The sequence below is a fragment of the Paraburkholderia sp. SIMBA_053 genome (assembly GCF_046534895.1).
Lineage (GTDB): Bacteria > Pseudomonadota > Gammaproteobacteria > Burkholderiales > Burkholderiaceae > Paraburkholderia > Paraburkholderia caledonica.
In genome coordinates this window covers 82,598-104,138 of record NZ_JAWRXU010000017.1, presented here as the reverse complement: position 1 = coordinate 104,138, position 21,541 = coordinate 82,598, and the positions used below count along the sequence as shown (strand labels likewise).

The 21,541-nt window shown below is 62.1% G+C and carries 17 protein-coding genes; 9 read left to right on the top strand and 8 right to left on the bottom strand.

Annotation, left to right across the window (positions count from 1 at the left end; genetic code table 11):
• The first annotated feature begins 148 nt into the window (after positions 1-148).
• Both SB753_RS30970 and SB753_RS30965 read left to right on the top strand, forming a co-directional pair.
• Complete coding sequence (locus SB753_RS30970) at positions 149-712, top strand: peroxiredoxin (protein ID WP_087750335.1); 564 nt, start codon at positions 149-151, stop codon at positions 710-712.
• A gap of 22 nt (positions 713-734) precedes the next feature.
• Entirely contained in the window at positions 735-1,199 is a 465-nt protein-coding gene (locus tag SB753_RS30965) for a hypothetical protein (RefSeq protein WP_392393430.1), read from the top strand.
• 139 nt (positions 1,200-1,338) lie between these two features.
• Here SB753_RS30965 and SB753_RS30960 read toward each other — a convergent pair whose 3' ends face one another.
• From SB753_RS30960 to SB753_RS30945, 4 genes are all read right to left on the bottom strand, one after another.
• On the bottom strand, positions 1,339-4,653 hold the full coding sequence (locus tag SB753_RS30960; protein WP_020071468.1) for an efflux RND transporter permease subunit: 3,315 nt from the start codon (positions 4,651-4,653) through the stop codon (positions 1,339-1,341).
• Between the two features lie 4 nt (positions 4,654-4,657).
• Complete coding sequence (locus SB753_RS30955; RefSeq protein WP_020071469.1) at positions 4,658-7,792, bottom strand: MdtB/MuxB family multidrug efflux RND transporter permease subunit; 3,135 nt, start codon at positions 7,790-7,792, stop codon at positions 4,658-4,660.
• Positions 7,793-7,810: 18 nt separating this feature from the next.
• Positions 7,811-9,253: an MdtA/MuxA family multidrug efflux RND transporter periplasmic adaptor subunit gene (locus SB753_RS30950; protein ID WP_410803656.1), complete on the bottom strand. Its 1,443-nt coding sequence runs from the start codon at positions 9,251-9,253 to the stop codon at positions 7,811-7,813.
• 385 nt (positions 9,254-9,638) lie between these two features.
• Positions 9,639-10,475 carry an IclR family transcriptional regulator gene (locus tag SB753_RS30945; protein ID WP_214878966.1) on the bottom strand — a complete coding sequence of 279 codons (837 nt, stop codon included), beginning with the start codon at positions 10,473-10,475 and terminating at the stop codon, positions 9,639-9,641.
• A gap of 974 nt (positions 10,476-11,449) precedes the next feature.
• Here SB753_RS30945 and SB753_RS30940 point away from each other — a divergent pair.
• Positions 11,450-12,058, top strand: a complete 609-nt coding sequence (locus SB753_RS30940; protein ID WP_410803655.1) for a VC0807 family protein — start codon at positions 11,450-11,452, stop codon at positions 12,056-12,058.
• A gap of 288 nt (positions 12,059-12,346) precedes the next feature.
• Positions 12,347-13,486, top strand: coding sequence for an alkene reductase (locus SB753_RS30935; protein WP_410803654.1), 1,140 nt, complete (start codon positions 12,347-12,349; stop codon positions 13,484-13,486).
• A 46-nt stretch (positions 13,487-13,532) separates the two neighbouring features.
• Here SB753_RS30935 and SB753_RS30930 read toward each other — a convergent pair whose 3' ends face one another.
• Both SB753_RS30930 and SB753_RS30925 read right to left on the bottom strand, forming a co-directional pair.
• Positions 13,533-14,468, bottom strand: coding sequence for a LysR family transcriptional regulator (locus SB753_RS30930; protein WP_410803653.1), 936 nt, complete (start codon positions 14,466-14,468; stop codon positions 13,533-13,535).
• Positions 14,469-14,484: 16 nt separating this feature from the next.
• A complete protein-coding gene (locus tag SB753_RS30925) occupies positions 14,485-15,369 on the bottom strand; it encodes a LysR substrate-binding domain-containing protein (RefSeq protein ID WP_410803652.1) in 885 nt (294 codons plus the stop codon).
• Positions 15,370-15,773: 404 nt separating this feature from the next.
• Between SB753_RS30925 and SB753_RS30920 the strand changes: the two genes are divergently transcribed.
• The 4 genes from SB753_RS30920 (at position 15,774) to SB753_RS30905 (ending at position 19,499) form a co-directional block, all read left to right on the top strand.
• Positions 15,774-16,640: an alpha/beta fold hydrolase gene (locus SB753_RS30920; RefSeq protein WP_410803651.1), complete on the top strand. Its 867-nt coding sequence runs from the start codon at positions 15,774-15,776 to the stop codon at positions 16,638-16,640.
• A gap of 34 nt (positions 16,641-16,674) precedes the next feature.
• A complete protein-coding gene (locus SB753_RS30915) occupies positions 16,675-17,421 on the top strand; it encodes an SDR family NAD(P)-dependent oxidoreductase (RefSeq protein ID WP_410803649.1) in 747 nt (248 codons plus the stop codon).
• 219 nt (positions 17,422-17,640) lie between these two features.
• A complete protein-coding gene (locus SB753_RS30910; protein WP_410803647.1) occupies positions 17,641-18,387 on the top strand; it encodes an SDR family NAD(P)-dependent oxidoreductase in 747 nt (248 codons plus the stop codon).
• A gap of 362 nt (positions 18,388-18,749) precedes the next feature.
• Positions 18,750-19,499, top strand: coding sequence for a glucose 1-dehydrogenase (locus SB753_RS30905; protein WP_408416951.1), 750 nt, complete (start codon positions 18,750-18,752; stop codon positions 19,497-19,499).
• 427 nt (positions 19,500-19,926) lie between these two features.
• Here the strand turns inward: SB753_RS30905 and SB753_RS30900 are convergent, their stop codons facing one another.
• Positions 19,927-20,634 carry an MgtC/SapB family protein gene (locus tag SB753_RS30900; protein WP_408165415.1) on the bottom strand — a complete coding sequence of 236 codons (708 nt, stop codon included), beginning with the start codon at positions 20,632-20,634 and terminating at the stop codon, positions 19,927-19,929.
• Positions 20,635-20,697: 63 nt separating this feature from the next.
• Between SB753_RS30900 and SB753_RS30895 the strand changes: the two genes are divergently transcribed.
• On the top strand, positions 20,698-21,234 hold the full coding sequence (locus tag SB753_RS30895; protein WP_410803645.1) for a hypothetical protein: 537 nt from the start codon (positions 20,698-20,700) through the stop codon (positions 21,232-21,234).
• Here the strand turns inward: SB753_RS30895 and SB753_RS30890 are convergent.
• Entirely contained in the window at positions 21,179-21,541 is a 363-nt protein-coding gene (locus SB753_RS30890; protein ID WP_410803643.1) for a hypothetical protein, read from the bottom strand. The two genes, SB753_RS30895 and SB753_RS30890, sit on opposite strands and share 56 nt — an antisense overlap.

Here is a 21,541-nt window from a genome sequence, read left to right as displayed (position 1 = left end):
GACATGTCCGGCTTTGCCGCTTAGGTCTGTTCCGGGCTGCCGCCTGGAAGGCGCCCGGATCGTGCCGGGCCGACCGTGGTCACGCCGGACGGCGAGGCCGTAGACTCGTCGCCGGAATCGTGTGCATCAACGCTCAAAGGATCAGCAGATGACAAGAAAATTCATACCGGCGGCGCTGGCCGCTGCCGTGTCGGTGGCCTTCGCCGCGTATTCGTTGGCGGCGAACGCGACACTCAAGCCGGGCGATGCGGCACCGCAGTTCACCACGCAGGCGTCGCTGGGCGGCAAGACGTACACCTATTCGCTTGCCGACGAGCTGAAGAAGGGACCGGTGGTGCTGTACTTCTACCCGGCCGCTTTCACGAAGGGCTGCACGATCGAGGCTCATGAATTCGCCGAGGCCGTCGACGAGTACAAGAAATATGGCGCGACGGTGATCGGCGTGTCGCACGACAACATCGACACGTTGACGAAATTCTCGGTGAGCGAGTGCCGCAGCAAATTCCCGGTTGCCGCGGACGCGGAGTCGAAAGTGATTGGCGCATACGACGCGGGCTTGCCGATGCATAGTTCGATGGCCAATCGCGTCTCATACGTGATCGCGCCTGACGGCAAGATCATCTACGAATACACGAGCTTGTCGCCGGAAAAGCACGTCGAAAATACGCTTAAGGCCGTGAAGGACTGGGCCGCGACGCACAAGCAGCCGTAAGGCCCATCGTCGGGAACTCGCCATGCCGATTATTGTTGCGCTACTGGCGCTGATTGCGCTGGTCTATGGCGCGGTGCGCGCATTCTATGGTTTGCAGTCGGCCTTCGGCACGACGGTCGCCGTCGGTGCGGCGGTGCTGACCGCCGTGCTGCTGATTGCCGCCGTCGCGTACTGGTTGCGCCGCCGCAAGGAAGTTGCACCGAATATTCGCGACGGCGACTGGACGCACCGGCTCGACGACACGTGGGGCTCGGTGCGGCTCGCGTCGGGCAAACGTCTGTGTGAGATTTATCTCGGCTCGGAGCAGGGCGCGTATATCTTTGCCGATCTGCTCGGGGCCGACATGAAGCGCGACGGCGCGCAATGGCAGGTTGCGCTGAAAGTGAAGGATGCCGCGCATGGCGTGTGGCACTTGCCGATGCAAAGCGAAGGGCAAGCAAAGCAATGGCGGCGCATTTTTTTGCTCGCTATTGACCAGAAACTTTGAGGCCGTTTTGGGCGGTGGAGAGGCGATGAAGCGGCGGTGGAGCGGCAATGAAGCGGCGGCACTGCCGCTTCAACCGCTGTGCCCCCGCGCATGCACGACGCTGTGCCCACACAACGCCACAACCCCACAACGCCATGCATCACGCAGACGGAGCAATTCCGCTTCTACGCGCTTTCCTCGACTCCCAGCGAACGCGAATCCGGTCCATGTAAAGATAGACCACCGGTGTCGTGTACAAGGTCAGCATCTGGCTGACAATCAGCCCGCCGACAATCGCAATGCCGAGCGGCGCGCGCAACTCGGCGCCTTCGCCGCGGCCGAACGCGAGCGGCACTGCGCCGAGCATGGCCGCGAACGTGGTCATCATGATCGGACGGAAACGCAGCAGGCACGCCTCGTGAATCGCATCGCGCGACGAGCGGCCTTGCCGCGACGCTTCGATAGCGAAGTCCACCATCATGATCGCGTTCTTCTTGACGATGCCGATCAGCAGAATCACGCCGATCAACGCGATGATGCTGAACTCGGTCTTGAAGAGCAGCAGCGCCAGCAGCGCGCCCACGCCCGCCGAGGGCAGCGTCGACAGAATGGTGAGCGGGTGAATGTAGCTCTCGTACAGGATGCCGAGCACGATGTACACCGCAGCGAGAGCGGCCAGAATCAGAATCGGCTGGTCCGACATGGATTGCTGGAAGGCCTGCGCCGTTCCCTGGAAGCTGCCGTGGATCGTCGCCGGCATGCCGATCTGCGCCATGGTCTCGTAGATCGCCTGGGTTGCCGTGGACAGCGATACGCCGGGCGGCAGATTGAACGAGATCGTCGAGGCCACGAACTGACTCTGGTGGTTCACCGACAGCGGCGTATTGCCCGGACTGAAGCTCGCAATTGCCGACAGCGGCACCATGGTTTCCTTCGAAGTCGACACGGCCGCGCCCGACGAAGCGCTCGACTTGCCACTCGCGGCGATCGAATTGATCGCCTGGTTGCGCGCGGAATCGGCGGCAATCGTCGCGGCGCTCGACGCCGTGGTGCCCGCGGTGCCCCCCGCCGACGCGCTCGTGGACGACGTGGTGGTCGCCTTCGTCACCGTGCCCGCAGGCGCGTTGGTGGTCTGCGCGCCGCTCGCGCTGCCGCCCGACGTGCTGACGTAAATCTGCTTCAGCATGTCGGGGCTCTGCCAGTATTTCGGCGCGACTTCCATCACCACGTGATACTGGTTCAACGGGTTGTAGATCGTCGATACCTGGCGCTGACCGAAGGCGTCATACAGCGTGTTGTCGATCTGCGCGGGCTTGATGCCGAGTCGCGACGCGCTCGCGCGGTCGATGGTCACCATCGCTTCGAGTCCGCCTTGCTGCTGGTCGGAATTCACGTCGGTCAGTTCGTGGCGCGCCTGCAGCGCCTCGGTGAGCTTCGGTCCCCACAGGTACAGGTCGGGTGTCGAATCGGCGAGCAGCGTGAACTGATACTGCGCATTCGATTGCCGGCCGCCCACGCGGATGTCCTGCACCGATTGCAGGAACGTGCGTGCGCCGGCCACGTCGCCAAGCGGCGCGCGCAGTTGCTGGATCACCTGATCGGCGGAAAGCTTGCGCTCGCCTTTCGATTTGAGCGACACGAACATGAAGCCCGAGTTGGTCTGCCGCCCGCCCGTGAAACCGACCACGCTATCCACGGCCGGGTTCTTGCTGACGATCTCCATCATCTCGGCGAACTTGCCTTTCATGGCCTGGAAAGACGTGCTCTGGTCCGCCTGAATGCCGCCGATGAGCCGCCCGGTATCCTGCTGCGGGAAGAAGCCCTTCGGCACGATGATATACAGCCAGATATTCAGGCCGATGGTCGCGAGCAGAATGGTGAGGATCAGGCGCGGATGCAGCAGCGCCCAGCCCAGCGTGCGTTCGTAGCCGCGTTGCATGGACGCAAAACCGCGTTCGAGCCAGCGTCCGAAACGGCCTTCCTCTTTCTGTTCGCGGGGCTCGCGCAGCAGGCGCGAGCACATCATTGGCGTGAGCGTGAGCGAGACGATCAGCGACACGCCGATTGCGAGCGACAGCGTCAACGCGAACTCGCGAAACAGCCGGCCCACGATGCCGCCCATCAGCAAAATCGGCAGGAACACGGCGACGAGCGAGATGCTGATCGACATGACCGTGAAGCCGACTTCCCGAGCGCCGATGAATGCAGCCTTCATGCGCGGCACGCCGTTCTCGATATGGCGTGAGATGTTTTCCAGCACCACGATGGCGTCGTCCACGACGAAGCCCGTCGCGATAGTCAGCGCCATCAACGAGAGGTTGTCGATCGAGAAGCCGAGCAGGTACATCGCGCCGAACGTGCCGATGATCGAGATCGGCACAGCCACGCTCGGAATGAGCGTGGCGCGCCAGTTGCGCAGGAACAGGAAGACGACCATCACGACGAGCGCGACCGCGATCATCAGCGTGTACTCGGTGTCTTTCAGCGATGCGCGGATCGTGACCGAGCGGTCGGATGTGGGCGAGATGTCGACGTCGGCCGGCAGCGACGCATGCAGTTGCGGCAGCATAGCCGTGACGCGGTCAACGGTTTCAATGATGTTCGCGCCCGGCTGGCGGTACAGGATCACGAGTACCGAACGCTTGCCGTTGAAGAGCCCGAGGTTGCGCAGATCTTCGACGGAATCGACGACTTCCGCCACGTCCGACAGCTTGACCGCCGAGCCGTTGCGATAGGCGATCACGAGGTCGCGATACTGCGACGCCTTGCTCGCCTGGTCGTTCGTATAGATCTGCACTCGGTTCGGGCCGAACTCGATTGAACCCTTGGGACTGTTCGCGTTGGCCGCGGCGAGCGCCGCGCGCACGTCTTCGAGACCGATGCCGTAGTGAAAGAGCGCCTGCGGCTCCAGTTCGACGCGAACAGCCGGATTCGCCGAGCCGCTCACGTCCACTTCGCCCACACCGTCCACTTGCGACAGCGACTGCTGCAGCACCGTGGCCGCCGAGTCGTAGAGCTGGCCGGCGGTGAGCGTTTTCGATGTGAGCGCGAGAATCATGATCGGCGCGTCAGCCGGATTGACCTTGTGATAAGTCGGATTGCTGCGCAGGCTCGCCGGCAGATCGGCGCGCGCGGCGTTGATTGCCGCTTGCACGTCGCGCGCTGCGCCGTCGATGTTGCGGTTCAGACCGAACTGCATGGTGATGCGCGTCGAGCCGACCGAACTCGTCGACGTCATTTCCGTGACGTCGGCGATCGAACCGAGATGCCGTTCGAGCGGACTCGCCACGCTGGTCGCCACCGTGTCCGGGCTTGCACCCGGCAACGATGCCTGGACCGAAATGGTCGGGAAATCGACCTGCGGGAGCGGCGCAACCGGCAGCTTCGTGAACGCGAAGATGCCGGACAGCGCAATGCCGATTGCCAGCAGTGTGGTGGCAACGGGGCGCGAGATAAACGGACGCGACAGGTTCATCGCATCAGTTCCCCGCGTCCGTGGCGGGCGGTGTTGCGCCCGCCGATGGACCGCCCCGGTTGAAGCGCTCGCGCGTGCGGCGGGCCAGCGAATCGAACGCGAGGTAAATCACCGGCGTGGTAAAGAGCGTCAGCAACTGGCTGACGATCAGACCGCCCGCAATCGCAATACCGAGCGGGCGACGCAATTCCGAACCGGCGCCGGTGCCGAGCATCAGCGGCAGAGCGCCGAGCAGCGCGGCGAGCGTGGTCATCAGGATCGGCCGGAAGCGCAGCAGGCACGCCTGGTAAATGGCTTCGCGCGGCGCCTTGCCTTCTTCGCGTTCCGCATAAAGCGCGAAGTCGATCATCATGATCGCGTTTTTCTTCACGATGCCGATCAGCAGCACGATGCCGATAATGCCGATGATGTCCAGGTCGTGGCCCGTGATCAGCAGCGCGAGCAATGCGCCCACGCCGGCCGAAGGCAGCGTCGAAAGAATTGTGATCGGGTGGATGAAGCTCTCATACAGCACGCCGAGCACGATATACATCGTGACGATGGCCGCCAGGATCAGGAACAGTTCGTTCGATAGCGACGCCTGGAACGCGAGCGCCGCGCCCTGATAGCGCGTCTGGAACGAGGCCGGCAAGCCGATGTCCTTTTCCGCCTGCCCAATTGCCTTGACGGCCGCGCCAAGCGACGATCCTGGCGCCAGGTTGAACGACACCGTCGTGGCGGGAAACTGGCTCAGGTGCGTGACGAGCAACGGAGCCGGTTTTTCGATGAATCTCGCGATCGAGGAGAGCGGCACTTGTCCGCCCGACGAGGTGGAAGAGGGCAGATAGATCGAGTTGAGCGACTCGGTGTAGTGCTGCATCGACGGCTGCGCTTCCAGGATCACGCGGTACTGGTTCGACTGCGTGAAAATGGTCGAGACGATGCGCTGGCCGAATGCGTCGTACAGCGCGTTATCCACGGTGGCGGGCGTGATGCCATAACGCGACGCGGTGGCACGGTCGATTTCGATGTAGACCGACTGACCGTTGTCCTGCAGGTCGGTTGCGACGTCCGCGAGTTCCGGCGACTGCTTCAACCGCTCGACGAGCTTCGGCACCCAGGTCGTGAATTCGCTCATGTTCGGGTCGGTCAACATGAACTGGTACTGCGTAGGGCTCACGGTCGAATCGATCGTCAGATCCTGCACCGGTTGCATGTACAGCGACGCGCCCGCGATATGCGCGACGTCCCGTTGCAGTTGCCGGATCACTTCGCTCGCGGTGCTGCTACGGTCGTCGCGCGGCTTCAGGTTGATGAGCATACGGCCGCTGTTCAACGTGATATTGCTGCCGTCCACGCCGATGAAAGAGGTCAGGCTTTCCACGTCCGGGTTTTTCAGAATCTGCGCGGCGAGTTCCTGCTGGCGCTCAGCCATCGACGCATACGACACCGACTGCGGCGCCTGTGTGATCGCCTGGATCACGCCCGTATCCTGCACCGGGAAGAAGCCCTTGGGAATGAACACGTAGAGCAGCGCGGTCAGCACGAGCGTCAGCACCGCAACGACCAGCGTGGCGCGCTGCCGGCTCAGGACCCACGTGAGCGCGACCGCATAACGGGCAATCACCCAGTCGATCGTGCGGTGTGCGCGCGCCTCGAAGCGGTGGCTCTCGTGCGGTGGCGTGTGGCGCAACAGTTTTGCGCACATCATGGGCACCAGCGTGAGCGACACGATTGCCGAAATGACGATGGTCACCGCGAGCGTGATCGCGAATTCATGGAACAGGCGGCCTACGACGTCGCCCATGAAGAGCAGCGGAATCAGCACGGCGATCAGCGAGACGGTCAGCGAAATGATCGTGAAGCCGATCTGCTTCGAACCTTTCAACGCGGCTTCGAGCGGCGCTTCGCCTTCTTCGACATAGCGCGCGATGTTCTCGATCATGACGATCGCGTCGTCGACCACGAAGCCGGTCGCGATCGTCAAGGCCATTAGCGATAAGTTATCCAGCGAGAAGCCGCACAGATACATCACCGCGAGCGTGCCGATCAGCGAGAGCGGCACCGAGAGGCTCGGAATGATGGTCGCGTACACGTTGGCGAGAAACAGGTACATGACGAGCACGACGAGCACGACCGACATGGCCAGTTCGAACTGCACGTCGCGCACGGAAGCGCGGATCGTGGTGGTGCGGTCGGTGACGACCTGCACCTCAAGTGCGGCCGGCAGCGATTGCTGCAACTGGGGCAGCAGTTTCTTGATGCTGTCCACGACCTGAATCACGTTCGCGCCCGGCTGGCGCTGCACGTTCAGAATGATCGCGGGCGTGCCGTCGACCCATGCGCCGAGCTTCGTATTTTCCGCGCCCTGCACGATGGTGGCGACGTCGGTCAGCATCACGGGACGGCCGTTCTTGTACGCGACCACCGCGCTCTTGTACGCGTCGGCGTCGGTCAACTGGTCGTTCGCGTTGATCGTGTAGTTGCGCGTCGGGCCGTCGAAGTTGCCCTTCGGCGTGTTGACGTTCAGGTTCGAAATCGTGGTGCGCAAGTCGTCCAGATTCAACCCATAAGCGGCGAGCGCGCGCGGGTTCGCCTGGATTCGTACGGCCGGCCGCTGGCCGCCCGACAGACTCACGAGGCCCACGCCAGCGACCTGCGAAATTTTCTGCGCAAGACGCGTGTCGGCGAGATCCTGAACCTGCGTGAGCGGCAATGTTTTCGATGTTATGGCGAGCGTGATGATCGGCGCATCGGCGGGATTGACCTTGGCGTAGATCGGCGGAGCGGGCAGGTCCGATGGCAGAAGGTTGCCCGCCGCGTTGATCGCGGCCTGCACTTCCTGCTCGGCGATATCGAGCGGCAGGTCGAGGCTGAACTGCAGCGTGATGATCGACGAGCCGGCCGAGCTTTGCGACGACATCTGATTCAGCGAGGGCATCTGCCCGAACTGGCGTTCGAGCGGCGCGGTGACCGACGACGTCATTACGTCCGGGCTCGCGCCCGGATAGAACGTTTGCACCTGGATGGTCGGATAGTCGACCTGCGGCAGCGCTGAGAGCGGCAAGAAGCGCAGCGCGACGAGGCCGACCAGCATGATCGCCGCCATCAGCAGCGCGGTGCCGACGGGGCGCAGAATAAAGGCGCGGGATGGATTCATGCGGTAAGTGCCGTGCCCTTATTGCGAAGCTTGCGCTGCGTGCTTGCCGTGACGCGGGCGTGCAGCCGAGGCGCCGGAGGCACCCGAGGCCACAGCTGCGGCTGCACCGCTGGCACCGCTGGCCCCGCTGGCCCCGCGCGCGCCGCGCGGCTTGTCCGCCGGAATCGTGATCTTCGCGCCTTCCTTCAGGCGGTCCGAACCGTCGATCACGACGCGCTCGCCCACTTGCAGACCCGACTTGATGCTGGTGCGCTCGCCGTCGACGGGGCCGACCTTCACTGGGCGGACCGTGACGGTGTTGTCAGGCTTCACGACGTACACGAACTGGCCCATGGAGCCGTTCAGCACAGCCGATGTCGGTACGATCACTGCGTCCTTGATCGTATTGACGAGCAAGCGTGTGTTCACGAACTGATTCGGGAACAACAGGTTCTTGTTGTTCTGGAAGATCGCGCGCAGCTTGACGGTGCCGGTCGTGGTGTCGATCTGGTTGTCGAGCGTTTCGAGCGTGCCGCCTTCGAGCGACGTGGTGTTGCTGCGGTCGTACGCGGTGACCGAGAGCTTCGTGCCGGATTGCGCCTGCTCGAGAATCTGCTGCAGGTTGTCTTCAGAGGTGGTGAAGATGACGCTGATTGGCTGCAATTGCGTAATCACGACGATGCCGTTGGTCAGGCTCGGCGTCACGTAGTTGCCGGGATCTACCTGCCGCAAGCCGACGCGCCCCGACACCGGCGCGGTGATTCGTGCATAAACCAGGTCGAGCCTGAAGGTGTCGACGTTGGCCTTGTCGGACTTCACGGTGCCTTCATATTGGCGCACGAGCGATGCCTGCGTATCGACCTGCTGGCTCGCAATCGAGTCTTGCGAAAGCAGCGTCTGATAGCGCTTGAGGTCAAGACGCGCGGTTTGCAGCAGCGCCTCGTCGCGCGCGAGCGTGCCTTCGGCGTTGCTGAGCGAGATCTGGTAGGGACGCGGGTCGATCTGCGCGAGCAGGTCGCCCTTCCTGACCATCTGGCCTTCCTTGAAATAAACCTCTTGCAGCGTGCCGCTCAGTTGCGGCAATACCGTCACGCTGGCGAGTGGGGTGACGGTGCCGAGCGCAGTCAACACAACCGGCATCTCGCCTTGCGTCGCCGTGGCCACATGGACCGGTTGCGGCATGTTTGCCATGCCGCCCGGGCCGCCGCGGCCGGAGCGCCCGCTATGTGTGCCGCTCGCGCCCGGTGCGGCGGCGCCGTCCGGCGAGCCCCACGGATGCCAGCGCCACAGCACGAAGCCGAGAATCGCGAGCGCGGCGACGATGAGTGCGATATTGCGGCCGCGATGCGATTTGACGGCGGCGGGCGGCGTGTCCCGCTTATCGCGGCTATGCAACGGACGGTGAGGCCCGCCACTGGCGGGCGTCGGGGAAACCGGAGCGGTGGGGCGTGAAGTTTCCGAATGCTGTTGTTGTTCGTCCATCGGTTCGGTCAGTGACTGGCTTGGAAGTGAGGCGTTCGCGCGATTGTGCCGCATCGGCGCGTGGCGCCTGATGCGTGCGGATCGCACGACAGGCGGTTTCGACAGCGGTCGGTCCGCAAATGTTCAGCGCGATGCTACCTGAGACGTGGCCTACGATGCATGCACAGTGCTGCGGGACACGCGTGCGCTCAGGGATTCGGCGCACCGTGCCGGACGGCCCGAAGCCCGACCGCGCGGGCGGCTCCGCGACAGGAATGCATGATCCTACGTCCCGCGCTCTGTAACAGTCCACCCGCGTATTTTTCGTTTGATTACGCCGGTTACACGATGTGGAATGGCTCGCCGCTGCGCGGGGCGGGCAGTGCGTTTGCGGCACACCTGTTGTTCAGTTGTCGAGACGGCGTCCCGGCGTTCCCCCGATCTCCAGCACGATTCGCGCGACACAATCGAGCAGGTGGGGCCCGGCACGGTTGATGAGCCAGTCGCGCGGGCACTGGTCGGCGGAGCCGCCGCAGTTGACCGCGTACCGCTCGCCAGACGGCCCGGTGAAGCCGAGCGCGATCGCATTCAGTCCGTCGTGCCATTCGCCGGTCGCGATCGCGAAGCCGCGCTCCATGGTTTCCTGCAGCGCCGTTTCGAGCCGGCCGCCGACGTGGCCCCAGTCGTCGCCCTCGGCGGCCTGCAAACCAGTCAGCAGTTTCATGCGCTCCGGCTCGTCGAGCGCCGCCAGGTAGGCGCGGCCGATGGCAGTGCGGCTCAGGCTCATCCGCGCGCCGACTTCGAGGCGCGACACGAGCACGGCCGAACGTGGCCGGATCACGTCGATCACCACCATGTCGAGCCGGTCGCGCACGGCGAGATGCACCGAGAGCCGGGTGCGTTCCGCAAGTTCGATCAGAAAGGGGCGGGCGCGCGCGCGAATGTCGAAATTGCGCAGAAAGCCATTGCTCAGTTCCAGCACCGACGAAGTCAGCACGAAGCGCTCGCTGTCCGGCAACCGGAATAGAAAGCCGGTGCCCACGAGCGTCGCGGTGATACGCGAGACGGTCGGCTTCGGGATGCCGGTGAGTTCGGTCAACTCGCGGTTGCTGAGCGGCGCGTCTGCGGCCGCAATTGCGCGGAGCACTGTCAGACCACGGGCCAGCGCGGTGACTTCGTCGCCGGAGCCGTCTTTTTCCTTGACGGGGTCGGCGAAAGTATTGAGTCGCGTGCGTGGGTTCATGTGAATTGTGAAACGTTATTTCAGATTAATGGCTCAGTGGGGCGCTTAACGGTGAGGCGTACGGGTTGAAACGCCCATCGCACAAGGTTGCTACGCCACGTATTTTCTTCATCTGATCATTGTAGCGAAATAATTTCCGACGCCGCGCCGAAGGTTCCGAGATTTTGCTTGACTAAGTCAGCATTACCGGAAAAAATGGAACCTCATTTCGAAAGCGGGTGTCAGGGGTCGCGTTTTTGCCTTTCAGTTTTGGCGGCTCGGAGACTGTAGTGGTCTGCCTACTTTGATACTCGTCGCTTGGCGCCGTCTGTGTTCGACACCGCTCAAGCGCGTTTGGTCACCCAGCCAATTTTTCGAAATACCTTCTCTCAGGTTCTAGCACGGCCCTCGGAATGGCTAGAACTTTTCAAGGCGTCACGGTAACGTGACGCCTTTTTTTTGCTCTTACGAGTGCACGAGAAAGAGTGCGAGAACGCAAAAATTGCGTTTCGGATCTTTGTTGTGCTCGGTGGACTTGCCCTGAGAACGGCTGTCTATCCGGCGGCCCATCCAATGTTCTAGTGCACTCGAGTACTTACTGACTCATGCATGGCCGGCCGCTTCAACACGGAAAGGGAGTTAGTGACAACTCACCCTTGGACTTCGTTCTTTTTTCAGTTGCAATGGCGCGGTCCGGAAGCCTATGTGGCGCAGAAAGTGAAAGGACGCGCGCGCAGCACTTTACAGAGTGCACAATCTCAGACGGAAAGCGTCCACGTCCCCTCCCGGCGTCGGCCAGGATAAGCCCGGTCGGCCGTGAATTTCGCCGAAAAGAAGTCAACCTTTCCTTGATGAGCATCGTGATGGCAACACCCAGATCGCTGACACAGTCGCATTAGCATTCCGACTCTGGCCTCACAGTCTCCAAATCACTGGACGGACTTCCTGCGAGCGTCGCACCCGTTCCGCTTGCGTGTCGACTCAAGACGATCACCATGATTCCCTCCCATCGCTACGTCGTGGCATTCGTCATCAACGTCGTTCTACCGACGGCGGTTTACCGCGCGATGCTGCCGCATGCAGGCCTGGCCGTTGCGCTGCTCGCGTCGGCGCTGCCGTTGATCGCGTGGATGGGTGTCGATTTCCTGCGATCTCGCCATGTCGACGCGTTGAGTGCCATAGTGCTGGCCGGCATCGCGCTCTCGTTGCTGTTACTCATCTCGCAACCCGCCGCATGGCTGCGAGCGGCTCGCGAGCCGCTCGTGAGTGGCGTCATCGGCGTACTGTTTCTTTGCTCGCTTGCGCTGCGTCGGCCGCTCGTGTTCTATCTCGCACGCTCGACGCTCTCCCGCGAGCACGAGAGGCGCGAACTCGACTTCGACGCCATGTGGGCAAGCCGCCCGGCGCTCGCGAGATCGATCCGGCTCATGACGGCGGTTTGGGGCATCGGTCTCGTCGGAGAAAACGCCATGCGCCTCGGGATCGCCAGCATGCTGGATGGCCGCGATCCACACTGGCTTTCCTTATGCATCCGGTACGTCACGTATGGCGGCCTGATGGCGTGGACAGTCGCATACCGCCGGCTGTACATCAAGAGGCAATGAGCGCATCGCATGATGCAGCTGCGCAGTGTAGCGCTTGCGCTTGCCGAAGCCGTTCCAGGCACGCAGATGGCGGATCACATTTAAGCAACACGCTATCGTTGACTGACACATCGCGATTTGTTGAACGGCGGAAAGCACGAGCGCGTCCTCGCATCCATCCCGATCTGGAATGAGCCATATTCCTTTCCGCCAGTTCCCGCAGCGGTTGCGAATGGCTACATTGCAACTCAACGCAATCGCGAGAGAGCGCCGGATCCCCCGGCGCTCTGGCTCACTTAGGGAAAGATCATGGCAAAGCTGTTCAACCCTGTACAAGTCGGTGCTTATACACTTTCACATCGCGTGACGCTCGCGCCGATGACCCGTCTGCGCACCACCCAGCCCGGCGATGTCCCGAGCGCGATGATGGCTGATTTCTACGGCCAGCGGGCATCGGACGGCGGTCTGGAAATCGTGGAAGCGGCAAGCGTGTCCGTGCAGGCGCGTTCCTATCTCGGCGCCGCAAGCATCTACCACGACGGTCAGATGGAAGGCTGGCAAGCCATCACAAAGGCCGTGCACGCGAAAGGCGGCCGCGTATTCCTCCAACTGATCCACGGAGGCCGGCAGAGCCACGTCGAAATGACGGGCGGCGTCGATCCCGTTGCGCCTTCCGTCGTGCCGTTCGATGGTGTCGCTGTCACGAAGGATGGCTTCGTGCCCGCCTCGCCGCATCGCGCGCTCCGTATCGATGAAATTCCCGGCATCGTCGAAGACTTCCGCGCCGCCGCGCAGCGTGCGAAGGACGCCGGATTCGACGGCGTCGAACTGCACGCGGCAAACGGCTATCTCGTCGATCAGTTCATCCAGGACGGCACCAACCAGCGCAGCGACTCCTATGGCGGCCCGATCCAGAATCGCGTGCGCTTTCTGCGCGAGACGCTCGAAGCGCTGATCTCCGTCTGGGGCGCGGAGCGCGTCGGCGTGCGCATCTCGCCTTCGGGAGAATGGGGCGGCATCTCCGACAGCGATCCCAAAGCCACGTTCAGCTACGTCGCGAGCGTGCTCGATTCGTACAAGATCGCGTATCTGCATGTAATCGAACCGCGCGTCAAGGGCGACGACACGCTGCACCACGATCACGCGCCCGTCGCGACGAAGTATCTGCGCGAGCACTTCTCCGGGCCGATTATCGCTGCGGGCGGATTCGATCGCGAGAGCGCCATCGCGATCGTCGAATCGGGCGATGCCGATCTCGTTGCATTCGGCCGCCACTTTTCGTCGAACCCGGATCTGCCGTATCGCTTGAAGCACGATCTTCCGCTCACACCCTATGTGCGCGCGGCATTCTGGGGCGGCTCGGAAAAAGCGTATTCCGATTTCCTCACGTATGAAGAGTCGCAAGCGCTGGAAACGCGTACAACCGTAGACGAAGCCGAAAACGCCTGAGCCGTCTCACGGCCCCCGGGTGCGTTCGTGAATATCGATCCGCGCATCATGCGGCTTTCGGCCTGCCGTGCCCCGACATCGACTCCGGCGCGAACTCGGGCTCGAGGCACCCTTCGACGAAAGCCGTGAACTGGCGGGCCTTGCTGCTGGCGAGGCGTCCTGTCGGATACACGGCGGACAAGGAAATGGGCGGCAGCATCCAGTCGTCCATGACCGGAACGACCGCGCCCGATTTGAGTTCCGGCCAGAAAGCCCATTCCGATGCAACGGCAAGCCCCATGTCCGCGAAGACGGCCGCGCGCAAGCCTTCTGTCGCGGAGATTCTCACGCGGCCTTGCAGCCGCACCGACGACTCCCCCGCCTCGCTGCGAAAGGTCCATTCTTCGCCGCCGCCCAGATCGCGCGTGTAGACGACGGCGCGATGCGCGGGCAAATCAGCAGGCGCTTCGGGCATGCCGTGCCGTTCGAAATAGGCAGGTGTCGCGAGTACGCGCCGCCGCGCGATGCCGATGCGGCGCGCCGTCATGTTCGAATCCGCCAGCTCGCCCATACGCAGCGCAAGGTCGATGCCCTCTTCGACGAGATCGATATTGCGGTCGTCGAGCACGAGTTCGAGATCGAGGTCCGGATGCTGGTCAAGGAAAGCCGGCAAGCGCGGCACGATGTGCAGCCGCGCAAAGCATACAGCGGCCGACACGCGCATCTTGCCAGTCAGTCCCGCCGCGGTGCCTCGCGCAGCGAGCACGGCCTCGTCGGCTTCTTCGACGGCACGGCGCGCGCGCAGATAAAAGTTCTGGCCAGCTTCCGTCGGCGTGAGCGCACGCGTCGAGCGCAGCAGCAGCTTCACACCAAGCCATTCTTCGAGCTGCGCAACGGTTTTCGATACGGCCGGCTGGCCGATATCGAAGTGTCGAGCCGCCGCCGAAAACGAACCGGTATCGACAACGCGGATAAAAATTTCGATCGCCGCGAGACGGTCCATCGCGATTCTCCCTCACTCAGTTGGTGGCAATCAGTTCGTCCGCTCTCGACAGAAACAGCTTCAGCACAGGCGATGCATTCGAACGACTGTAGCCGATCGCGAGATCGACGGTTGGCGCTTCGCCTTCGAGCGGACGGCTCACGACCGACCACGGCAGCAGATTGTTCGCATATTCGGGCATCAGCGACAAGCCTCGTGTCGATGCAACGAGCGACATCGCCATCGCAAGGTTGTCGACGCCGTGCTCGGGCTTCGGATCGAGCCCATTGTCATCCAGATATCGGGCGACCACATCGTGCAGCACGCGTGCCTTGTTCGACGCCATCACAAACGTCTCGCCTCTCAGGTCAGACGGATGGATCGCACTCTTAACCGTCAGACGATGATCGCTCGGCATCAGCACGACGAGTTTCTCGCGATAGACGACGCGATAATCGAGATCCAGCCCCGGCTCAGTGCGCACGAAGGCCAGATCGAGCTTGCCTCGCGCCACGGCGTCCGCGAGATCGGGCGAGTAGCCACTCGACACCGTGACGTCGATGTTCGGCAATTCGTCGCGCAACACCTGCATCGCGCGCGGCAGCCACGTCATTTCCTGCCCCGTCAGAAAGCCGAGTGCGAACACCTGTTTGGTGGGGCTCGAAGCGCGGCGCGCAGCTTCGATGGCGGCATCGACCTGCGCAAGCGCCAGTCTTGCATGGTCGAGAAACGCCTTCCCCGACGCGGTCAGCTCAACCCCGCGCGCGCTGCGGCTGAACAGTTCGGCCCGCACTTCGTCTTCGAGATCGCGGATCTGACGGCTCAGCGATGGCTGCGAGGTGAACAGCCGCTGCTCGGCGGCGACGGTGAGGCTGCCGGTTTCCGCGACTGCAACGAAATAGCGCAGATGGCGTAGCTCCATGTTTTCTCCTGTTCCCGTTCTGCCGCGCCCGGGTGACCATGCTTTCGAGGTATGCGAGCAAGCCTACAAAGTCTTTTTCCACCGCGCAAGCGCGCCGGCACACCCGATGAAATCGCCGAAGCCATCGTGTACATGGCGTCGGCCAGCTTCATGACGGCGAAGTGCTGCGTGTGAACGGCGGTCGGGCGGCATCGTAAGCCATGCTTCCCGGCCATGCCTATCAGGCATGGTGCACAACTTATAAAGTCTTTTTCCTCTTTGTCCGACGCACCTACATTACCTGTCAGGACGGCATCACGCGAAGCGAATACGGGCCGAGTTGACGCAGCAAGCCCGACCCGGTGCATACGTTTCAGCTATGTCGCGTCGCATGACCATCAACCGGTTTTAAGAGGACAACTGCCATGACCCGCCACACTCACCAGACCGCGCCGACCCGGTTCGTCGAAGCCAATGGCATCCGCTTCGCGTATCGCCGCTTCGGCAATCCCGGCGGCGTGCCGCTCGTAATGAACATCCACTTCACGGGCACGATGGATCATTGGGATCCCGCCGTCACGGACGGTCTCGCGCAAAACCGCGAAGTGATCCTGTTCAACAACGCGGGCATTTCGAGCAGTTCCGGCACGGTCCCCGAGTCGATTGAAGAGATGGCCGCCAATGCTGGCGCGTTCATCGAAGCACTCGGATTGAAACAGGTCGACGTACTCGGATTTTCGATGGGCGGCCTGATTGCGCAGGAACTCGCTATCACGAAGCCGCGACTCGTGCGCCGCGTGATTCTCGTCGGCACGGGTCCGCGCAGCGGCGAAGGCATGGCGACGCTCACGCCTGAAGCGCAAGAAATTTTTGGAGCGTCATACGCGCATCCCGACGACCTGTGGCTGCGCGTGCACTTTTCGCCTTCGGACGCGAGCCAGGCGGCGGGCCGTAGCTTTATCGAGCGATTCCGTCTGCGCAGCGACAATCGCGATCCCGAAGCGAACGACACGGTCGCGCCCGCGCAACTCGCCGCACTCGCGAAGTGGGGCGCGCCGCGCGAGAACCCGTACGACTATCTGCGCGCACTCGAACAGCCGACGCTCGTTGTCAACGGCGACAACGACGTGATCATCTATTCGATCAATTCGTGGCACTTGCAGCAACACATCCCGAACGCGCAACTGATCCTCTATCCCGACGCCAATCACGGCTCGCTGTACCAATACCCGGAGCGCTTCGTCGCGCACGTCGATCGGTTCCTCTCGGAAGCGGACGCGCCCGAGGCGTAACGCACTCTCGCTCGACATCGAACGGAATTTCATCATGACCAATCTGACAGGCAAAACCGCGCTCGTGACGGGCGCCTCCCGCGGCATCGGCCGCGCCACGGCCATTGCGCTCGCCAAAGCAGGCGCGCGCGTGCTGGTCCACTACAGCAACGCGGAGCAGGCCGCCGATTCTGTCGTTGCGGCAATTCGCGCAGCAGGCGGACAGGCCGACAAGATCGCCGCCGATCTGCGCGATGCGCACGGACCGCATGAACTGGCGAAGCGCGCGCGCTCACTGACAGGCGAACGACTCGACATTCTCGTCGCGAACGCGGGCATCTCGAAGGCCGCGCCGATCGAAGAAACCACCGTCGAGGATTTCGATAACCTGTTCGCCGTCAATGTGCGCGCGCCGTTTTTCCTCGTGCAGCAATTGCTGTCCGTACTGGGCGACGGTAGCAGTGTCGTCTTGCTGTCGTCTCTCGCGGCACGCGCGTCCGTGAGCAATCTGTCGGCGTATGCCGCGACCAAGGGCGCGGTCGATACACTCGTGCGCCACTTCGCGTCCGCGCTCGGCGAGCGTGGCATTCGCGTCAACGCGATTGCGCCGGGTGTCGTCGAAACGGACATGTCGAACTTCGCGAAGACGGACGCGGGCCGCGATTTCACGCTCGGCATGCAGGCGCTCAAACGCGTCGCGCAGCCCGACGATATTGCCGGCGCCGCCGTGTTCCTCGCCTCCGACGACGCGCGCTGGGTCACGGGCGACACGTTGCGCGTCGACGGCGGATCGAAGCTTTGATGCGCTCAAACTCGCGCGCCGCCTTGTGGATAGAGGTGCGAGATCGTCCAGACGTTGTGGACAAGCGACGCGCGTCTGCTCGCATGCCTCGCAGGCATGCCCTCCAGCCTGGAAAGTCTTTTTCACAGCCGCAAGAGACGCCTAAAGTTAGCTCCGTCATGCTCACCGAGCAGTGCGATACGAGCAACGTGTCGTGAACCTTACTGACAGGAGCCTCAAATGTCCCACCCCGTCGTCCTCATCACTGGCGCCCTCACGGGCATCGGCCGCGCAACTGCTTTCGCGTTCGCGCGTTCGGGTGCACGGCTCGTCGTATCGGGTCGCCGCGCAACGGAAGGCGCCGCGCTCGAAGCCGAACTGCGCGAAGCCGGCGCCGAAGCTCACTTCGTCCTGGCTGACGTGCGCCGCGACGAAGAAGTCCTCAATCTGGTGGATCAGACCGTCGCCCGCTACGGCCGCCTGGACGTAGCCGTCAACAACGCCGGCACGGAAGGCCGGCCAGGACCTGTCGTGGAGCAGACCGCCGACAGCTATGCCGACACGTTCGACACCAACGTGCTGGGAACGCTGCTGAGCCTCAAGCACGAACTGCGCGTGATGACTGCGCAGAAGGCCGGCAGCATTGTCAACATTTCGTCGACTTACGGTCATGAAGGCGCCGCATTCGCATCGGTCTATGCAGGCAGCAAGCACGCCGTCGAAGGCATTACGAAATCGGCCGCACTTGAAGTTGCTTCGACGGGTGTTCGTGTCAACGCCGTCGCACCCGGGCCGACCGATACGGGCATGCTGGACCGCTTCACCAGCACCGCGGAAAACAAGGCGGCGCTCGCAGCCACGGTGCCACTCGCGCGTATCGGCAAGTCTGACGATATTGCCGCAGCGGTGCTCTATCTTGCTGCCGACGGCGCTGCATTCGTTACCGGTCAGATCCTGACTGTCGACGGTGGCAAGACGGCAGGCTAAATAAAGCGACCTCACATGCTCGCCTGCGCGCTCACTGCCTGGCGGGCAGCTCAAATCCTGCAGATCTGGTCGCGGCCGGACGGCGCAGTGGTAACAAATTTAGTTGACGGGCGTGGCGCGTCGCGCCGTCGCCGACGTGTTAGGCGCATGGTTGCCGGCGTCATATCGATAGAACTTTGATTATTCGTTTGAACCGGCGAGTGTATTCGTCGCCACCTACTATGTCCCGCGATGCACCGCGCCTATAGTCAGTCCAAGCCCTGCAGCCGATGTCAACGGTTACGGGAGCCACTAATCATCAGCGACTGAACAGAGCTTAAGAACGGGCCTGGTCCAGTCAACACATTCGATCAAGGACTGACATGACGAAACTATCGGGAAAGATCGCTGTAATCACGGGCGGAAACAGCGGCATGGGCCTGGCAACGGCGCAACTTTTTGCCAAGGAAGGAGCGAAGGTCATCATCACGGGACGCCGCCAGAAGGAACTGGATGAAGCGGTGGAAAGCATCGGTGCCAACGCGGAAGGCGTGCTGGGCGATGTCTCCAGGCTGTCGGATCTGGACAAACTTCACGACCACGTGAAAGCGAAATACGGCCGCGTGGATGTCATATTCGCGAACGCAGGTTTGGGTTCGCTCGCACCGATCGATCAGGTCACGGAAGCGCAATTCGATGAAACCTTCAACGTCAACGTGAAGGGTACTTACTTCACGGTGCAGAAGCTTCTTCCGCTAGTGCCGGACGGTGGATCGATCATTTTGAACGCATCGATTGCATCGTCCAAGGGTATGGAAGCGTTCAGCGTTTATTCGGCCACTAAAGCTGCAGTGCGTTCGTTGGCACGTACGTTGACGACGGATCTCAAGGCACGCAAGATTCGTGTGAATGCGATCAGCCCGGGTCCGATCGATACACCAATCTTCGGCAAGACTGGCCTGACCGAACAAGAAATTGAAGGCTTCAAGTCGGGCATTACTTCGCAGGTGCCACTAGGCCGCATTGGTCTCCCGGAAGAAATCGCCAAGCCGGCTTTGTTCCTCGCATCCGACGATAGCAGCTATATCTCGGGCATCGAACTAACCGTCGACGGCGGTATGGCGCAAGTCTAAGAGTACGCGGCAGGAGGGCGGTATCGGCTTGAGCCAGCGATGCCGCTATTTGCGTTGACGCTGAGATTGCCTTAGCCGACGGGAAACGAATAGCGTAATTAAAGTTGCAATGGACGTTGCGGCCGATACGGCTAACATTCAGATGATGGCTTTGGCGCAATGGCACATGCTCTCCAGGTAGTGAGAAGTGTCCTCGCTCGGTTCAAATGCGGGCCAACCTCAACGCTGGAACTTGGTCGGTACTGCGGACGCACTTGCAAGGCAGCGGCGTTTCTAATCAGGACGTTCTGCGTCGCACCGTCGACGTCAACTCGGTGCCAGACGGTTTGGGGGGGAGGGCCGCGCGCTGGCTGGCACGCGGGACGGAAGGTCGTGGCCGTCGCTCCCGGTTTATCAATTGCTCCACCGGGGACGCGATGGAGTGCGTTTATTCAGGCGTGGGCTCGGCCTCGAGCCCGGACCAACTGACGCTCGATACTCCTTTCTCCATGCTCAGGCGACTGGCAAGCAGTTCGAGCCTGGATTGGTCCTTCGGATGCAACTTCAGCGTTGCAGTGACCTCGATGCGCTGCGGCGTATCGTCGTAGTCGCGGCTGGTCAGGCTCTGGAACGACAGCGGCGCCGAGGACATTGCGTTCGAAAGCACCGCGCGGACATGGATTTCGTCCGCTTCGCGGCAGACCACCGTCAAAGTGTATTGACGTACGAGGTCGGCCGCCGAGACCGGTGCCGTATTAATGGCCCGGCTGACTTCCCGGAGGACCGTGTTGGTGAGCAGCACCACTCCTGTCCCGGCTGCCGCTGGCCCAAAATGCCCTGAGCCGCACAGTACCCCGACGGCCGCGGAACACCAAAGCGTAGCGGCCGTGTTGATACCCTGTATCGAGCCCTTGTCGCGCATGATGACGCCGCCGCCAAGAAAGCCTACGCCCGAGACGACATAGGCGGCAATCTGCGTCACTCCGGTTGCTCCGTTTCCGGTCAGCACTCCCAGCGTAACGAACAGGCAGGAGCCACAGGCGACGAGCGTGATGGTCCGCAAACCGGCCGTGCGCTGACGCATCTGGCGCTCAAGGCCGATGACAACCCCGCAGGCAAAGGCGGCGAGCAGCCGCAAGAGGAAATCGAACGTCATGTTGGTAAATTCAGGTTGTGCCTGCGTGGGTCACGTCTCGTGTGGGAACGAGCGAAGTATTGTGTGCGCGCGGGGCTTTTTGAAGTCAGCGACGAAATTGAAGAACCGTCCTTGTGCCGCCCTTACGAACCTGACAGGTATCGCGCGACGCAATTTCTCGTACCGCAAAAGAATCGTCTGGGCGGCCGTGATGATAACCAGGGCGACGGCCACGACGAAATAGCCGCGAAGTACGTCCAATCAGACGCGACTGCGATACGCGACGCCTTGTCACTGGAATATCATCTTCAGCTCGAGGCGCTGCACGCGGGTGTGGGCTCTTTGATGGCACTTCAGGTTGTGATGAGGGCGGTCATTGCGACAGGAATCCTATGCGAGCTCGGGTACGGAGATATCCAGAACGCGTCGTACAAAGACCTGGAAAAAATCGCGAATAATTCTTTTTCCTCCGGTGCGCAAGGGCGTTTCTATTTCGATGGCGACGCATTCCGTCTCTTCGCCAAAGTGTTGACGACCCACGATTCGCAGCTGGAAGCCGCTCCCGTCAAGGTAATAGACGAAGTCGCGAAGCGCCTGGAGCGATATCGCGGAACTGCCTGACGAGAAGACACACAAGATTCCCAAGGCTCAGATTGAGCGGCGAAAGACCGATAGCATCCAGGATGGCGACACCGTAAATATGCAGGACTTTTGAATATTTAATCGAGCCTTCTATCGGCCCGTTATCGTTGTCGTTTACTCCATGTCTAAAAAGAAATAGTTCACCTCGCTTGTTGTTTGCGCAAAGGGACGCTTTTCCGACAGAAAAATCCTTGAGCGGCTTCCGCCCAAAGCCCCGCTGTTCGCGCGAGTTGTTGAGGAAGAGCAGGAAGAGCCGGGTTTCAGGGAGCTGGATTCGTGCCGACAT

Coding starts and splice junctions, on each gene's coding strand:
- SB753_RS30970 (WP_087750335.1), top strand. CDS start 149: ATGACAAGAAAATTCATACCGGCGGCGCTGGCCGCTGCCGTGTCGGTG.
- SB753_RS30965 (WP_392393430.1), top strand. CDS start 735: ATGCCGATTATTGTTGCGCTACTGGCGCTGATTGCGCTGGTCTATGGC.
- SB753_RS30960 (WP_020071468.1), bottom strand. CDS start 4,653: ATGAACCTGTCGCGTCCGTTTATCTCGCGCCCCGTTGCCACCACACTG.
- SB753_RS30955 (WP_020071469.1), bottom strand. CDS start 7,792: ATGAATCCATCCCGCGCCTTTATTCTGCGCCCCGTCGGCACCGCGCTG.
- SB753_RS30950 (WP_410803656.1), bottom strand. CDS start 9,253: ATGGACGAACAACAACAGCATTCGGAAACTTCACGCCCCACCGCTCCG.
- SB753_RS30945 (WP_214878966.1), bottom strand. CDS start 10,475: ATGAACCCACGCACGCGACTCAATACTTTCGCCGACCCCGTCAAGGAA.
- SB753_RS30940 (WP_410803655.1), top strand. CDS start 11,450: ATGATTCCCTCCCATCGCTACGTCGTGGCATTCGTCATCAACGTCGTT.
- SB753_RS30935 (WP_410803654.1), top strand. CDS start 12,347: ATGGCAAAGCTGTTCAACCCTGTACAAGTCGGTGCTTATACACTTTCA.
- SB753_RS30930 (WP_410803653.1), bottom strand. CDS start 14,468: ATGGACCGTCTCGCGGCGATCGAAATTTTTATCCGCGTTGTCGATACC.
- SB753_RS30925 (WP_410803652.1), bottom strand. CDS start 15,369: ATGGAGCTACGCCATCTGCGCTATTTCGTTGCAGTCGCGGAAACCGGC.
- SB753_RS30920 (WP_410803651.1), top strand. CDS start 15,774: ATGACCCGCCACACTCACCAGACCGCGCCGACCCGGTTCGTCGAAGCC.
- SB753_RS30915 (WP_410803649.1), top strand. CDS start 16,675: ATGACCAATCTGACAGGCAAAACCGCGCTCGTGACGGGCGCCTCCCGC.
- SB753_RS30910 (WP_410803647.1), top strand. CDS start 17,641: ATGTCCCACCCCGTCGTCCTCATCACTGGCGCCCTCACGGGCATCGGC.
- SB753_RS30905 (WP_408416951.1), top strand. CDS start 18,750: ATGACGAAACTATCGGGAAAGATCGCTGTAATCACGGGCGGAAACAGC.
- SB753_RS30900 (WP_408165415.1), bottom strand. CDS start 20,634: ATGACGTTCGATTTCCTCTTGCGGCTGCTCGCCGCCTTTGCCTGCGGG.
- SB753_RS30890 (WP_410803643.1), bottom strand. CDS start 21,541: ATGTCGGCACGAATCCAGCTCCCTGAAACCCGGCTCTTCCTGCTCTTC.